This window comes from Mitsuokella multacida DSM 20544 (assembly GCF_000155955.1).
GTDB lineage: Bacteria > Bacillota > Negativicutes > Selenomonadales > Selenomonadaceae > Mitsuokella > Mitsuokella multacida.
This window is the reverse complement of sequence record NZ_GG697141.2, coordinates 1,402,283-1,417,669: the sequence shown is the minus strand read 5'-3', so window position 1 is coordinate 1,417,669 and position 15,387 is coordinate 1,402,283. Positions and strand designations below refer to the sequence as shown.

Genomic DNA, 15,387 nt, shown 5'->3' with positions numbered 1-15,387 from the left:
TTTATCCTCCTCATGCCTTATGTTCGAGACCGAAGATATGCATGTGTTTCTTGACATTCTCGCGGGTTCCCTGTACGATGGCATCGCTGAAGTCGAAGTACTTGGCCTGCGGATTTGCTGCGGCGACTTCCTTGATCTTCGCTGCCGAAGCGTCGTACGATGCCGTGGCGATGTTGATCTTCTGGATGCCGTTGGCGAGGCAGTTGCGGAAGTCCGCTTCCGTCAGGCCCGTGCCGCCGTGCAGGACGAGCGGCGTCTTGACAGCTGCGTGGATCTCCTTGAGGCGGTCGATGCGGAGCTGCGGTTTCTCCTTGTAGTTGCCATGTGCCGTGCCGATGGCGACGGCCATCGCATCGATGCCGGACTCCTCGGCGAAGCGCTTGGCTTCCTCGACGCTCGTGACGAGGACGTCGACGCTCTTGTAGTCGCCCTCTGCACCGCCAACGCGCCCGATCTCACCCTCGACGTCAGCGCCATAGCTCTTGGCGAGCTTAACGACTTCCTTCGTGCGGGCGATGTTCTCATCGAGCGGGTATTTCGAACCGTCAAACATGACGGACGTAAAGCCGAGGTCGAGTGCGAGTTTGATGGTCTCCATCGTGCTGCCGTGGTCGAGATGAACGGCCGTCGGCATCTTGCACTTCTTGGCGGCCGCGATCATCACGGGGCCGAGCAGGTCGAGTGGCGAATAGCGCAGACGGCCTTCTGCGATCTGCAGGATCAGAGGAGCCTCGAGCTCTTCTGCCGCCTGGATGGCACCCATGGCCATTTCCATATCCGAGACATTGAACGCGCCGATCGCGTAGGTATTGTCCGGTTTACTTATGAGGTCTGTCAAATGTACGAGTGGCATGACCACCCCTCCTATTCTATCATGCGGATTCTTGCGAAATCAGAAGAGTTCCTTGTAGATCTCGATGAGCTGTTCCTTCGTCGGGATGCGCATCGTGTTCTGCGGGCTGCCGCTCTCGAGTGCATCGGAAGCCATCTTGTCGAGCTGTGCGAGGAAGTCTTCCTTCGTGAAGCCGCGCTGCTCGAGCAGGGACTCTGCCGACGGAATGCCGACTTTCTTGCAGAAGCGCGTGACCTCTGCAACGAATGCCTCTGCTGCATCATGGTCCGGCGTCGCATCATCCGCAACACCCATAGCGCGGGCAATCGTGGCGAAGCGTGCCGTGTTCTCCTCAATGGCGAACTTCATGCAGGCCGGCAGCAGGATGGCGTTCGAGACACCGTGCGCAATATGGAACAGAGCACCGATCGGACGGCTCATGCCATGGACAATCGTGACGGAGGCATTGTTGAAGGCAATGCCGGCTTCCGTCGCTGCGATGCTCATCTGCAGGCGAGCTTCGACGTTCTTGCCGTCCTTATAGCAGATCGGCAGGTTCTTGTGGATCTTCTTGATGGCCGAGAGTGCGAACGTATCGGTCAGCGGCTGTGCCTTGCGGCTCGTGTAAGCCTCGATCGAATGGCAAAGCGCATCGATGCCCGTAGCAGCCGTGACAGACGGAGGAGCCGTCATCGTGAAGGTCGGGTCGACAACAGCGAGTGCCGGAATGATGGACGGGCCGCCGAGCAACATCTTGACGTTGTTCTCCGTGTCAGCGATAATCGTGTTCTTCGTGACCTCAGAGCCCGTGCCGGCCGTCGTCGGGATAGCGACAAGATACGGGACCGGCATGTCGATGTTGACGTGCATGAACTCGTTGATCTTCTTGCCTTCCGGCTGCGTCGACATGAACATGATAGCCTTTGCCGTATCCATCGGGCTGCCGCCGCCGAGTGCGACGAGGAAGTCACAGCCTTCTTCACGGTATACCTTCAGGCCAGCATCGACGATCTTATCCGTCGGCTCCGAATTTGCACCAGCGAAGGTGACGTACGGGATATTTGCCTTAGCGAGTGCGTTCTCGACTTTCGCTGCATTGCCAAACTTCACCATGAACTGATCCGTGACGATCAGGGCTTTCGTGCCCTTGCCCTGGATGTGCTGGCCGAGTTCTTCGACGACATTCGTGCCCGAGATGATCTTTGCCGGAACCATAAACGTATAACCCATGTTGTCCACTCTCCTATTCTGATGATAGTATCAACGCTGTTGTTGATTACCTTTTGATTACCTTATGGCTCTAATTTAATACTTTCGGCTCAACTTGTCAATACTATTTTGGTCTTTTTGGCAAGATTTTGCGGAATTTTATTTTTTCTGATAATCATGAGTAATCATCACGATTCTATATGATAAATATGGGTAAAGGTTGCCAGCAAGCTGACATCAGTTCCTTGAATATAGTATGTTTTTTTCTGGTTTCTCTTGTTTCTATCAGGCAATTCGCTTATAATAAGTATAAACAAACATACCCATAAATTGGTTATTTCTTGAATGTCTGTTGGCACGTGTTGCGAGATGATTCGACGCGTCGTGTACCCCAGGCAGTAGAAACAGGTGATCTCTCATGAAAATCGATCGAATCAATCGTATCCATGAATTATTGAAGAATGTGCACAACATTTCCATCAATGATCTCTGTGATACCTTCCAGGTCTCCAAGAACACCATCCGGCGCGATATTGCGGAGCTCGAGCAGCAGGGCGTCATCAAGAAGGTCTACGGAGGCATCGTCCTCGCAGAGCCAGCAGGCAATCCTGAACCTTTCGCTTCGCGTGAGAACCGCAACACCGAGGCCAAGAAACAGATTGCCCGCATGGCAGCCGACTTCGTCCACGACGGCGATGTCGTCTACATCGACTCCGGCACGACCACGATGCACATGATTCCGTATCTCACGGAGAAACGCCGCCTGACCATCGTCACGGCGAGCGTCCACGTCATCAATGCAGCTTCCAACTACAGCAACCTCAATGTCCTCGCGACGGGCGGCTCTCTCTTCACCCCGTCCAAGGCATTCGTCGGGCCACAGGTCATCCAGGTCCTGCGCCGCTATAATATATCGAAGGTTTTCCTCGCGAGCACGGGCATCTCACTCGAGCATGGCGCGACAAACGCCTCACCGCTCGAGTGCGAGATCAAGCGCTGCCTCGTCGAGAAGGACTGCGAGCACTTCCTGCTCGTCGATGATTCCAAATTCGACGTCTCCTCCCTGATGAGCTATTGCACGCTCAAAGAGGTACAATACATCGTGACCAACAAGATGCCACCCGAGAAGTACGTCTCCTACTGCACGGCCAACCACATCGAGCTCGTTACGCCAGACACGATACGCAGGGAGGAAGTCGAGAAGATCGCGATGACACGCTGAGATTTATGGCGTGGCAGTATATAGATTATAAATAAACAGGAGGTATCCCCATGAAAAAACAGCCTTTGTACATCGGTGGTCAGGACGTCATGACCGAGAAGACCGTCCCCGTTTATAATAAAGAGACGAATGATGTCATCGCAGAGATTTCCGTCGCGGGTGAAGCAGAATGCCATGCTGCCGTCGACGCGGCCGAAAAGGCCTTCCGCGAGGTCAAGCTCTCCCCCTATGAGCGCTATACCATCATCCTCAAGGCAGCCAATCTCATGCGCGAGCGCACAGAAGAATTTGCCGCGACGCTGTCGGCCGAGGCCGGCAAACCGCTGCGCGACGCCCGTGGCGAGATTGGGCGCGCTTACCAGACGCTGATCCTCTCGGCCGAGGAAGCCAAGCGTCTCAAGGGCGAGACCATCCCGCTCGCCGGCGCACCAGGCTGCCAGCATAAACTCGCCTTCACCATCCGCCAGCCGCTCGGCGTCGTCTGCGCCATCACGCCGTTCAATTTCCCGGTGAACCTCGCCGCTCACAAGATCGGCCCGGCACTCGCAGCTGGCAACACCGTCATCTACAAGCCGGCCTCCGCGACGCCGCTGACGGCCGCGCTGCTCTGCGACGTCTTCCGCGAAGCGGGACTGCCAGCAGGCTGCCTCAACCTGCTGACCGGCCCGGGCGCGCTCGTCGGCAACTACCTGACGAAGGACGCGCGCATCCGCATGTTCTCCTTCACGGGCAGTGTTCCCGTCGGCAAGTCCCTGCAGGAAGCCGCGGGCTTCCGCCGCGTGGCCCTCGAGCTCGGCTCGAACTCGGCCAACGTCGTGCACGAGGACGTCAAGGACGTCAAGAAGGTCGCCGAACTCCTGGCGAAGTATGCCTTCCTCAACGCCGGCCAGGTCTGCATCTCCTGCCAGCGCGTCTACGTCTCGCGCAGCATCTATCAAGAGTTCTGCGATTACGCCGTCGCCTTCGCCAAGAACTTCAAGGGTGGCAAGCTCAGCGACGAGACGACATGCCTCGGCCCGATGATTGCCGAGAAAGAAGCCATCCGCATCGAAAGCTGGGTTGCGGACGCTGTCGCAGCCGGCGCCAAGCTGCTGACAGGCGGTCATCGCCACGGTGCCTTCTACGAGCCGACCATTCTCACGGATGTCACGCCGGACATGGATGTCGTCAAGAACGAGACGTTCGCACCAGTCTTCTCGATCATCCCCTACGATACGATTGAAGAGGCCGTCGCCGGCGTCAACAACTCTCGTTACGGCCTGCAGGCCGGCGTCTTCACGACGTCTCTCTACATCGCCCACTACGCAGCCGAGCACATTGAAGCAGGCGGCGTCGTCATCAACGACGGCTCGAGCTTCCGCATGGACAACATGCCATACGGCGGCGTCAAGGACAGCGGCATGGGCAAAGAAGGCCCCGAGTACGCCATCCGCGAGCTCACGGAGGAGAAGACCATTATCATGAATTTCGATTGAACTATCGCCAAGAAGGCGCCTGCATGGAGTTGCATGCAGGCGCCTTCTTTATTTGCGCACATCGAGTGTCAGGCGTGGGGACCTATTTCGGCTTCGGCGTTCCGTTGAATGCACCCCATGATGTAATGAGCATCAATGCAGCTTCGCCGCCTGCCGCGGCGTTCCGTCATCGCCAGCAAAGCCACTCCTCGTCGGGGCGCAGCCCTGCGGGCAGTCACTCCACGCCTCCAGGCGAAACAGGTCCCCGCACCAAAGATACAATCCAGTAAACAACCGGAATGATTCCCACCTCAAATCTTTTCTATCAACAAAAAACGAGGGCAGGAATCTATCAAGATCCTGTCCTCGTAGGAGAAGGTTGTCATCCGTGGATGACATCGGTGTATTCGGGGTAGTCGCGCAGACGGTCGACTGGTGGGAAACCGACGGCGCCGGTGAAGCAGCCGCGCTCCCAGTCTGGGCGCGTCGACCAGAACATGTCGGTGAAGTCGCGCTCATTCTCCGCCACGACCTGATACGAGAGGAGTTCCGGCACAAACGTGCCGTCCGGGCCGACTTCCGCCGCAAAGTCCGTCACGATGCGCAGGTACTGCGCCTCTGGCAGATTCGAGATATCCACATAATTCGTGCCGTCCTTCAGGACGATCTGGCGGCTGCCCTTGACCGTGGCCATGTCATCCGATACCTCCACGGTAGCCCGCAGGCTGGCCTGCAGAGGCAGGTGCGTCTTGGCCTTGAGCTGCTTGAAATGCCAGTACTTCTTCTGCGTCTTGAATGCTGGGTCGTAGATGGCCGGATGGCGCCACTCTGTCGTGTGCGTGCCGACCTTGAGGATGTTGCGAAAGTCAAGCCAGACTGCTAGTGCCTCATCCTCCGGGCCCTTTGCCTCGGGGTTGCGGTATATCGCTTCATTCTCTTCTGCCGTCAGGCCCTTCTTATAAAAGCGGACCTGGCCGATGCGGCCGGGCAGATGCGTGAAGTACTTCGGGCGGCCGATCTCGGGGATGACATGGCCGATGTAGGAATAACCGACAAAGATCGGCTGATCGTCCCACTGGCGGATCTCGCTGTCATCGGAGATGCCCGCTACATGAGCGAGCTGCTTGCCGTCGCAGTACGAATCGCCGCCCCTCTGCTTGTCAAAGGTCATCGTGTACTGCGCCCAGTCGCCGATTTTCGCCTCGCCGCCCTGCCACGAATACTCCGTGATGTCATGGCAGATGCCCCACTTGAGTCCGCCAGCACGCTCTACGACCATGCGCAGGCAGTACGTCGCGCCCCAGCCCACGGACTTGCCGCGGACCATCAGCGGATTATGTCCCATCTCGCTCGGCCGTGCCAGACGGTCGATTTCCGCCCAGACCATACCGGTGAAGCCCTGCGGCGCGCGAAGATCGCGGCTCGCAGGAATCTCGATGTAGTCCCCGTACTGCTCAAGTGCGACCTCCATACGGCCGTCAACTTCGCGGACTTTCGGTGAGCCGTGCAGCAGTGCCGTATGGCCGTGTCCCGACTTATCGAGGATGCGCGGGATGATGCGAATGCCGCCTTCAATCGAGACTTCTTTCGGCAGCTGGTCGGCGATGTTGACCTGATATTCGCCGCCCTGCTGGAACTTGTAGTGGAATTCGATGTAGCGCTTCTCGTGGCCGCGGAAGAACAGGCTCTTCGTCTCGGCGATGCGCTGGTTGATGTAAAGCGGGACTGAGATGAAGATCTCGTGATCGAGATTGTTCGTCGCCTCGATGCCCGCGATCATGCAGTCAGCCTCCTCGCCCTGTCCGGCGCGCACGCGCATGTGCGCAAAGGAAAGCTGTGTCGGCTCAAAGACGACAAGCTTCAGCTCCGCTTCGCCGACGCGCAGCGTGTGCTCACCGGGCTGCACAGCCTGATAGACGGCCGTGAGCTTGCGCTTCTCCCCCGGTTCGAGCACGGCGACCTGGCTGTTCTCTTCATTGCCGAAGAGATTGATAGCGTGTTCGCACTTGTTGTCGAGCAAGTGGATGACGGCTTCGGCCATGGACGTCCCCCGGTTCTCGGCCAGCGCCCGGACCTCGACATTGCCGTTGTTGTCCAAGCGGCGCAGTTCGATATCCGTGAACGTGATTTCAGGCTCATCATGCGTCAGATGGATTGTATCGACGAGCTCGGGGCTGCCATCCTGTCGGAAGCCATAGAGCCGGTAATCGATGGCCTTCTCCGTCACGTCTAGGATGCCGTAATTGCTGCGGCCCTTCGCCGTGACTTCGGGGAATTCGCTGAACAGGCGCTTTTCCTCTCTGGCCGGCGTGTACTCCGCTTCGGGGTCCTGCGCACTGCCCTCGCAGATGTAGACGGTGCGGGCGCCGACCTTCGGGTCGACCGACACCGACTTGATGTAGTAGTGCAGATGGCCGCCGAGGACGAGCTGTGCCTTGCACCGCTCGGCAATCGGCACGATGTAGCGGTTGTTGAACGGGTCTGTATACGGATGATGCATCATGAGGATGCGCCACTTCGCCTTCTTAGCAGCAGGACTCGTCAAATCTTCCTCAATCCACTTGAGCGTATCATCGATACGCTTGCGCGTCTCCCGGTCGAGCGGCATCTCCGAGTTGACGGCATTCATCTCAAACAGCCCCCAGGGGTTGCTGTCGATCAGCGTGAAATGTGCTGGGCCGTAATCAAACGAGAAGGTATTGCCGCCGTCAGGCGTATGGACGGTGCGCCCCTGCGTCGCCGTGAAGAACGCATCGTAAAAGGAACCATCGTCGTGGTTGCCGTGGATGTAATAAGCCGGCACGCGCGCAAGGAGTTCTGGTATCTTGTGGAACCAGTTGTCCTGGTATTGGTCATGCTGATAACCTGTGCCAAAGGAAATATCGCCGCCATGCAAGATGAATTCCGGGGCCTCCTGCGCTACGACCTTCTTGAAGAACGCACTGTTGTGAAAGAGATGCGAGTCCGAGAGCGTCAGCAGATGGAGGTGCCCAGGAGCTTCCGGCAGTGTCGTGAAGGATGCTGCCGCGACTTCACCATCGCCTGTAATCGTATAAGCGTATTCGGTCGCAGGTTCCAGCCCCTCGATGACAGCCGTGTAGACACAGGCGCCCTGCGGATACTCCTGACACTTCTCTTCTCGCTGATAAGCGACGGCCCCCGGATACTCCGTCCCGTCAGCCGCCCGTGCCGTCACCTTGAAAGCCTGCGGCACGATGGCTTCCCAAGCCACTGTAATCTGCGTAGCGCGCGGGTCCAGGAGATAGGGCCCGTTGATGATGTTCTTTGCCATATATTATCGTCCTCCGAAACCTGCCATGGTCCTCGCTTCAGCTGCAGCCAGAAAACGGTACACCTAGGAACTGAGGTCATTTCTACACATCAGGAAATCATTCTTCCCCCATCATAATGGGGAAAGAATGATTCTGCAAATTTTTCTTTTATTTCTCTTCTGCATCCTCGTGCTTCTTTGCCCAGAGGGTCGGCACGATGAGCAGTGTCATGATTGCGACAGATGCAATCCAGAAGTTCGTGATCGTCTCGAAGTGATACGTCGTGACACCGTCGACGACGACCTTCGCGGAATCCATCAGCAGGCCGTTGACGATATCCTGCAGAGCTGCACCGCCATAAGCGAGCAGGCCGATAACACCCATCGCCGCACCAGTCGCCTTGCGCGGGCAGAGATCAACAGCGAGCAGGCCGCCGACGAAGCAGAGGATGACGCCGAGGCCGAAGCCAAAGACGGCGACGCAGACTGCTGCGAGCGTCGGATCGCCAGCCGGTACATAGCAGACACCAGCAATGCCAATCAGCATGATGATGCCAAAGACGATCGTCGTGACCGAATGATGCGAATGGAAGATCTTATCGGAGATGATGCCGGAGAAGAAGGAACCGACACCGCCGAGGATTGGAGAGAGCGACATGACACTGCCGGCCGTCACGAGGTCAAAGCCCTTCGCTTCCTGCAGGAAGATGACGCCCCAGCTCGAGATGGAATAACGGGAGATGCCGAGGCAGATTGCCGCAGCGGCGAGCAGCCATACGTACGGATTCTTGATGACCATGAGCTGTGCTTCCTTCGTGGAAACCTGCTGCTCTTTCTTTTCCTGGGCGACTTCGCCCTCAAACTCATTGGCAGACGGCAGGCCGTACGTCTCTGGCCGGTCGCGCATGAAGCGGTACATGATGAATGCGAGCACGATGCAGGCAACGCCCGGTACGAAGAAGGCGGCATGCCAGCCGAGAGCGACGATGATCATCGAAGTGCCGAGATAGGTGGCACCTTCACCGACGTAATGTGCGATACTGAAAACGCCGTAATAAGTAGCTAACTGACTCTTGGCGAACCATTGTGACAGGGAGACGATACACGGTGCTGAGCCCATGCTCTGGAACACGCCGTTGACAGCCCAGAGCACGATGAAGACCCAGGTCGTATTGCTCATGCCGAGGATGGCATTGACGATGGCCGCGCCGAGCAGTCCGAGTGGTACGATCTTCTTGATATTGCAGTGGTCGGCAATAAAGCCGTTTGCGCATTTGCCGATGGCGATGGCGACGAGCATGCCCGCGCCCATCATGCCGAGTTCCGTCGGCGTGAAGCCGTCCTGGAGCATCGGCTTCTTGGCGACGCCGAGCGTCATGCGCATGACGTAATACATGCCATAGCCGAGGATCATGGCCGTGACAGCCTGAACACGTGCTGTATGATACATCTTCTTGACCACAGCCTTGTCTTGGATGCGAGGCTTATCCGGTCCAGTCAGGAACCATTTCAGCATTTTCTCCACCTTACCTTTCCTACGAAAAAGCAACTTTGATTATTCCTTTTTTCCAGACTCTCCGGAAAAGACTGGATTTTTTGTGATTTATCAGTATAATAATAGATATGAAGGTTGAGTCATCCAAGAGACAACCAACAAATCATCATCAACTGATCTTTCTGGAATTCATTATACCGAAATGTTGGCATGAAGTTCTCTGATTTCTTGGCCAGCATTGTGCGAAAACTTATAATTTTTGTTTTTAATTCGCATTTATCCGTATTCTGGCGCAGAAAGGTCGAAATCTATGTCTATCCTACCATTTGGCAGCCCGAAACAATCGCGATTCGAGATGGGCAGACGGCCCCACCTGGAATCCATTGAGAATCTCAACGGCGCAACATCGTTCGGCACGCTCAAATCGCACCATGAAATCGCCGAGATTCTCTTCATCGAGAAAGGGCACTGCCGCATGCACCTCAAAGAGGGCAGCCTGCAGCTGCACACCGATGACCTCATCCTGGTCAACAGCGATACGCTCCACGATTTCAAGACGAGCAGTTCCTTCACGGCCTTTACCATACACATCGGTGCACTCCACCTCTGCGGACTGGCGCCCGGGCATCTCACGAAGAGCGAGGCACCGCTCGTTCTGCCACTCGGCAAAGACGGGCGTCACATCTTCCTGCGCCAACTACTCAAAGAAGTGAAGCTCTTAGCAGCACTCAAGGGAGAGGACGATGAGCGCTGCGAGATTGGCGCTGCGCTCGCACAAGCTCTCGTCATCTCCGTCACGGCACTGGCCGAAGAAGATGCAGGCAACGAAGAGAATCCCTCTTTCACGATGGGAACGCGTATCAAGGAGTACATCGATGCGCACTACCTCGAGGACCTCAAGCTCGCTGACATAGCCGAGGCCTTGCACATCAACCTCTACTACCTTTCCCACACATTCAAGGACCTCACGGGCTCCTCCCCGATGCAGTATATCATCCGTCGGCGCATCGAGGAAGCACAGACCCTCCTGCTGACGACCAACATGACGATTACAGACATCGCCATGCAGTGCGGTTACAACAATTCCAACTATTTCCAATCCGTCTTCAGCAACATCGTCGGCATGCCACCCGGCAAGTATCGCAAGGCATGGGCGCAATAGAGACGCAATAGAAAGAGACGTCCGCAAGATTTCATGCGGACGTCTTTTTTATATGCTATACTATAACAAATAAATATTATTGATAAAGATTGGAGTACAATATGACGATTGAACATAGATTGCACATCGGCTGCCACCTCTCCTCGTCCAAGGGATTCCTGGCCATGGGTCATGAGGCGGTCAAGCTCGATGCAGACACATTTGCCTTTTTCACGCGCAATCCGCGCGGCGGCCGCGCGAAGGAGCTCGACCTCGCGGATGTCGAGGCCTTCCTGCACTACAAAGACGAGCACGATATCGGCACGCTTGTCGCGCATGCGCCCTACACGATGAACGCCTGTGCGGCCAAGGAGAACCTGCGCCGCTTTGCCCACGAGGCGATGGCCGACGACCTGCAGCGGCTCGAGCACCTGCCCGGCAACCTCTACAACTTCCACCCCGGCAGCCATGTCGGCCAGGGTGCCGAGCAGGGCATCGCTCTGATTGCCAAGCAACTCAACGATGTCCTCACGCCGGACCAACAGACGACAGTCCTCTTGGAAACGATGGCGGGCAAGGGCACGGAGGTCGGCCGCACATTCGAGGAACTGCGCGCCATCATCGACCGCGTCGAACAGGGTGACAAGCTCGGCGTCTGCCTCGACACCTGCCACGTCTGGGACGGCGGCTACGACATCCGCGAGCACCTCGACGAGGTGCTGACGGAGTTCGACCGCGTCATCGGCCTTTCGCGCCTCAAGGCCATCCATCTCAATGACAGCCAGAACGCGCGCGGCAGCCACAAGGACCGCCACGCCCGCATTGGCGAGGGCGAGATTGGCCTTGAAGCGCTCGTGCGCGTCATCCGCCACCCGGCCCTCAAGGATCTGCCCTTCATCCTCGAAACACCGAACGACGCTGCCGGCTACGCGCGTGAGATTGCCATGCTGCGCGAAGCGGCGGAATAATATTCCTACAAACGAAAAAACTGACCCCAGCATGGGTCAGTTTTTTTGCATCATGATATCATACTATCATGGATGGAAGCGGAAGGTGTAGCGTCCGTGCGTGTTGACGGGCTCATCGTAGTCGTTGCGCGCGGGTCTGTAGGTGAAGTTCACAATGGCCGCGAGCGCTGCGGCATCCATCTCAGGATACCCCGAGGACGCCTCGATCTGCGGGCTTTCGACGCCGCCAGACGCATTGATGATGTAATTGACCGTGACGCTGCCGACGGCCTTTTGGGCCTGCAGAGCAATCGGATACGCGGGCTGCGAGGTGCTGAGCTGCTGCGCGCGCACCTTGACGTGCTTGACATGGGCCGGATCGCGGGCCGGGCCGCCCTGCGGCTTGTCCAAACCGCCGTCCCTGCCGCCGGGGGCGCCGCTCGTCCCCTTCGCATCGCTGGCATTCGCTTTCGCATCAGCCGAAGGATTCTTGTCCGGCTTCTCCTTGTCTGGCTTCTCCGGCTTCTCCGCCTTCGTCTCCTTCTCGATCTCCGGGGCCTTGATGCTCTCGTCGATGACAATGGGGGCCATTGCCGGTGCTCCCATCTCAGCTGCCTCAGCTGCAGCGGTCTGCTCTTCGACTGCCTCGCTGCCATCTGTGGGCTGCTCATCCTCCGTCACATTGTCGTAGATCTCGACGTCGACGGGATGGCTCTCTGATGAGACGGCCTGGAAGAGGCCCGTCGCGGTGACGAGCAGCAGGATGAGGAGGTGGACGATAGCGGAGATGCCCCAGCTGGCCGCCTTCTCTTTATCTTCTCGAACCATCGGCGCCTCACTTCCCGCCCGCGTCGGCTGCGAGCCCGAACCGGCTGATGCCGGCGCTGCGGAAGTGGTCGAGCAGGTCGACGACCTTGCCGTAGTCGATGCCCTCATCGGCGCGCACGACGACGGCGAAGTGGCTGCTCGTGCGGTTCTCCTGCTGCGCCTGCTTGATGAGGGCCTTCTCCTCGATGGGCTGGTCCTCGAGGTACAGCGTGCCGTCCTTCTTGAGCGTGACGAGGTAGGTCACGTTCATCTGTGTCTGAGCACTCACGGCCTTCGGCACATTGACGTCAACCGTCTTGAGGTTGACCATGTAGAGCGTGCTGATCATGAAAAAGACGAGCAGGAAGAACATGATGTCGATCATCGGGATGATCATGACTTCCGGCTTCGTGAAGCTCCTTCTGTCCCGTAGTCTCATCAGGAGGCCTCCTCTTTGACGCCATGGATATCGCCTGCTTCAGCCGTCTCGACCATCGAGAAGCACTGCTCCATGTCCGTGACGATGTTCTCGATGCGCTGCGAGAAGTACGCGTGGACCGTCAGGGCGATGATGGCGACGCAGAGGCCCATGGCCGTCGCGATCAGGGCCTCGCCGACGCCGCCCGTGATGGCCGTGGCCTGGCCCGACTCCAGATTGAAGACGGAGAACGAGGTGATCATGCCGCTGATCGTGCCGAGCAGGCCGAGCAGCGGAGCCATCGTGACGATGACGCTGAGGTAGTAGAGGCGCTTGCGCAGCTTGGCGAGCGCGATGCCCGACTGGACTTCCATGTAAGTCGCGGGATTCTTGCGGGCTTCCGGCTTCTTCGTGATGACGGCGAACAGGATGTCGGCAAGAGCGCCGCGCGCATCGTCCGCGAGCTTCTCGGCCTGCTGGCGCTTGCCATTGGCCAGGGCCAGGTAGAAGTCGCGCGCAAAGGCGCGCCCCGAATCCATGCGGCGGAAGTAGAGGGCGCGCTCGATGCCGATTGAGAGCACGAAGAGCGAGCAGAGCAGCAGCACGTACATGACGATGCCGCCCTTCTGGAAAAACGTGATTCCTGTCGTCAAAAGTTCCATGATGATCTCCTTTTATTCTGATTCTCTTTCACTATTGCCAGAGCCAAGCCAGTCCACGAGGTCCTGGATGGCCATTTCTTTCGCGATGAGCCCGTGCGCATTCCAGATGATGGAATCGACGTCGAGCATGTGTCCTTCCCGCACAGCCGGCAGGGTCTGCCAGAGCGGGTCTTTCCGCAGTTCCTCGTAGCGCTTGGCGGCCGCTTCTTTGCTGCCGGCGCTGCTTGCGCCGTAGCCGCTCGAGATGACGAGGTAGTCGGCCTGAAGGTCCGGCAGGGACTCCATCGAGATGGCGAGGTTGTTCTTCGTCTTGTCGAGCGCGACGACCATCGGGTCCGGCCTGAGGTTCAAGAGCTCGTACATGAAGCGGTTCGTCGCATTGGCTGAATACGGGTAGAGGCGGATCTCCTTCTGCATGACGCGCAGGAATGCCACCGTAGCATCGCCGATATTGCCCTTGATGGCCATGCGCGCCTGCTTGACGCGACCGTAGTAAGCGTGCAGCCGCGCCTCGCCCTTCTGCGGCTGCCCGACGGCCCGCGCAGCCGCGAGTGCCGTGACCTCCTCTTTCTGCAGGTCGAGCGCGACGACCGGCGCGATCTTCGAGAGGGCATTGTAGGCGTTCTTGTCGTAGCTGTCGCGCATGAGGATGAGGTCAGGCTTTGCCTGCTGCACGGCTTCGAGGTTGATGGTCTTCGTCTCCGCATTGATGGGGATGTTGGCGATGCCCTTGTCCTTCATCAGCGGGTAGAGGTACGAGGATTTCGTCAGGTGCTCCGCCGCGATTGGAATGTCGAGCGAGACGGCCGTGTCCTCGAGGCCGATGACGGCGATGCGCTGCGGCTGCTCGGGCAGGATGGTCTTGCCGTACTTGTGGGCGATGACGAGATGACCCTCTTCTTCGGCAAACATCTTGTCCGCAGCCTTCTTCGTCTTCTCGAAGCGGGCCGCAAGCTCTGCGTCGATGGCCTCGGGCGTATCGGCGCGCACCACGGCGGGGTCAAAGAGCGCCGTGCTCTTGCTGCCAGAAGCAGCGTGACTGCCGCAGCCGCCAAGAGCGAGGCTCATCACGGTGAGCACGGCGAGAAGGCCCCAGGTCAAGAGACAGTTACGCATAGGACTTCTCCTCTTTCGTCAGGTCGCGCACATACGGGATGCAGTGCGGCCGGTCGGTGCGCGGGTCGCGCAGGAGCTCGGCGTCGATGCCGAAGACATCGGCGAGCATCTCCTTGGTGAAGACCTCGTCCGGCGTGCCCTCGTAGAGCAGCGTGCCGTGCTTCATCGCGAGCAGGTAGTCGGCAAAGCGCGCGGCCTCGTTGATCTCATGGATGACCATGACAATCGTCTTGCCGTAGGCCGTATTGAGATGGCGCACGAGCGTCAGCACATCCATCTGATGTGCGACGTCGAGAAAGCTCGTCGGCTCGTCGAGAAACAGGATCTCCGTGTCCTGCGCGATGGCCATCGCAATCCAGGCGCGCTGACGCTGTCCGCCTGAGAGCGCCTCGATGGGACGGTCGGCAAACGCCGTCATGTCCGTCTCCTGCAGCGCCCACTCGACCATGCGCCGGTCCTCCTGCGTCGTGCGCGCGAAGAAGCGCGCGCGATGCGGTGCGCGCCCGTAGTTGACGAGCTCCCGCACGGTGAGCCCCGCCGGGGCCTGCGGATTCTGCGGCAGAATGGCGAGTTTCTTGGCAAGCTGACGGCTGTCCTCTGCGAAGATGGATCGGCCGTCCAAGAGCACCTCGCCGCCGAGGGGCGGCTGGATGCGGCAGAGCGTCTTGAGGAGTGTCGATTTGCCGCAGCCATTGGCGCCTATGAGCGCCGTCACCTTGTGTGCCGGCACGGTCAGATTCATGTCCTCGATGATGACATTCTTGTCGTAGCCGGCCTTCAGATGCCTGGCTTTGAGTTCCATGGATTCCTTCC

13 protein-coding genes are annotated in these 15,387 nt (G+C 58.3%); 4 read left to right on the top strand and 9 right to left on the bottom strand.

Translation table 11 applies throughout. The features are described 5' to 3' along the window. Positions 1–10: 10 nt before the first annotated feature. Both MITSMUL_RS06520 and MITSMUL_RS06515 read right to left on the bottom strand, forming a co-directional pair. Entirely contained in the window at positions 11–853 is an 843-nt protein-coding gene (locus tag MITSMUL_RS06520; RefSeq protein ID WP_005841100.1) for a class II fructose-bisphosphate aldolase, read from the bottom strand. 39 nt (positions 854–892) lie between these two features. After that, positions 893–2,062, bottom strand: a complete 1,170-nt coding sequence (locus MITSMUL_RS06515; protein ID WP_005841099.1) for an iron-containing alcohol dehydrogenase — start codon at positions 2,060–2,062, stop codon at positions 893–895. A gap of 397 nt (positions 2,063–2,459) precedes the next feature. Here MITSMUL_RS06515 and MITSMUL_RS06510 point away from each other — a divergent pair, with 397 nt between their 5' ends. Next, the gene (locus MITSMUL_RS06510) at positions 2,460–3,263 is read left to right on the top strand and encodes a DeoR/GlpR family DNA-binding transcription regulator (RefSeq protein WP_005841097.1); all 804 of its coding nucleotides are present in this window, start codon (positions 2,460–2,462) and stop codon (positions 3,261–3,263) included. A 50-nt stretch (positions 3,264–3,313) separates the two neighbouring features. After that, the gene (locus tag MITSMUL_RS06505) at positions 3,314–4,738 is read left to right on the top strand and encodes an aldehyde dehydrogenase family protein (RefSeq protein WP_005841096.1); all 1,425 of its coding nucleotides are present in this window, start codon (positions 3,314–3,316) and stop codon (positions 4,736–4,738) included. 361 nt (positions 4,739–5,099) lie between these two features. On the opposite strand, the gene MITSMUL_RS06500 is transcribed toward MITSMUL_RS06505, so the two are convergent. Both MITSMUL_RS06500 and MITSMUL_RS06495 read right to left on the bottom strand, forming a co-directional pair. Then, entirely contained in the window at positions 5,100–8,009 is a 2,910-nt protein-coding gene (locus tag MITSMUL_RS06500) for a metallophosphoesterase (protein WP_005841094.1), read from the bottom strand. A gap of 148 nt (positions 8,010–8,157) precedes the next feature. After that, positions 8,158–9,504, bottom strand: a complete 1,347-nt coding sequence (locus MITSMUL_RS06495; RefSeq protein ID WP_005841093.1) for an MFS transporter — start codon at positions 9,502–9,504, stop codon at positions 8,158–8,160. 334 nt (positions 9,505–9,838) lie between these two features. Here MITSMUL_RS06495 and MITSMUL_RS12125 point away from each other — a divergent pair, with 334 nt between their 5' ends. Then, positions 9,839–10,645, top strand: coding sequence for a helix-turn-helix transcriptional regulator (locus MITSMUL_RS12125; RefSeq protein WP_050751646.1), 807 nt, complete (start codon positions 9,839–9,841; stop codon positions 10,643–10,645). A gap of 101 nt (positions 10,646–10,746) precedes the next feature. After that, positions 10,747–11,592, top strand: coding sequence for a deoxyribonuclease IV (locus tag MITSMUL_RS06485; RefSeq protein ID WP_005841091.1), 846 nt, complete (start codon positions 10,747–10,749; stop codon positions 11,590–11,592). Between the two features lie 66 nt (positions 11,593–11,658). Here MITSMUL_RS06485 and MITSMUL_RS06480 read toward each other — a convergent pair whose 3' ends face one another. From MITSMUL_RS06480 to MITSMUL_RS06460, 5 genes are read right to left on the bottom strand one after another with little or no spacing between them, the layout of a single operon-like run. Further along, positions 11,659–12,399, bottom strand: a complete 741-nt coding sequence (locus tag MITSMUL_RS06480; RefSeq protein WP_005841090.1) for an energy transducer TonB — start codon at positions 12,397–12,399, stop codon at positions 11,659–11,661. A 7-nt stretch (positions 12,400–12,406) separates the two neighbouring features. Then, positions 12,407–12,817 carry an ExbD/TolR family protein gene (locus tag MITSMUL_RS06475; protein WP_005841088.1) on the bottom strand — a complete coding sequence of 137 codons (411 nt, stop codon included), beginning with the start codon at positions 12,815–12,817 and terminating at the stop codon, positions 12,407–12,409. Further along, a complete protein-coding gene (locus tag MITSMUL_RS06470; protein WP_005841086.1) occupies positions 12,817–13,458 on the bottom strand; it encodes a MotA/TolQ/ExbB proton channel family protein in 642 nt (213 codons plus the stop codon). Before MITSMUL_RS06470 ends, MITSMUL_RS06475 begins: the two co-directional genes overlap by 1 nt. A 12-nt stretch (positions 13,459–13,470) precedes the next feature. Beyond that, positions 13,471–14,574, bottom strand: coding sequence for an ABC transporter substrate-binding protein (locus MITSMUL_RS06465; protein WP_005841084.1), 1,104 nt, complete (start codon positions 14,572–14,574; stop codon positions 13,471–13,473). After that, the gene (locus MITSMUL_RS06460) at positions 14,567–15,376 is read right to left on the bottom strand and encodes an ABC transporter ATP-binding protein (RefSeq protein WP_005841082.1); all 810 of its coding nucleotides are present in this window, start codon (positions 15,374–15,376) and stop codon (positions 14,567–14,569) included. Before MITSMUL_RS06460 ends, MITSMUL_RS06465 begins: the two co-directional genes overlap by 8 nt. Positions 15,377–15,387: the final 11 nt, after the last annotated feature.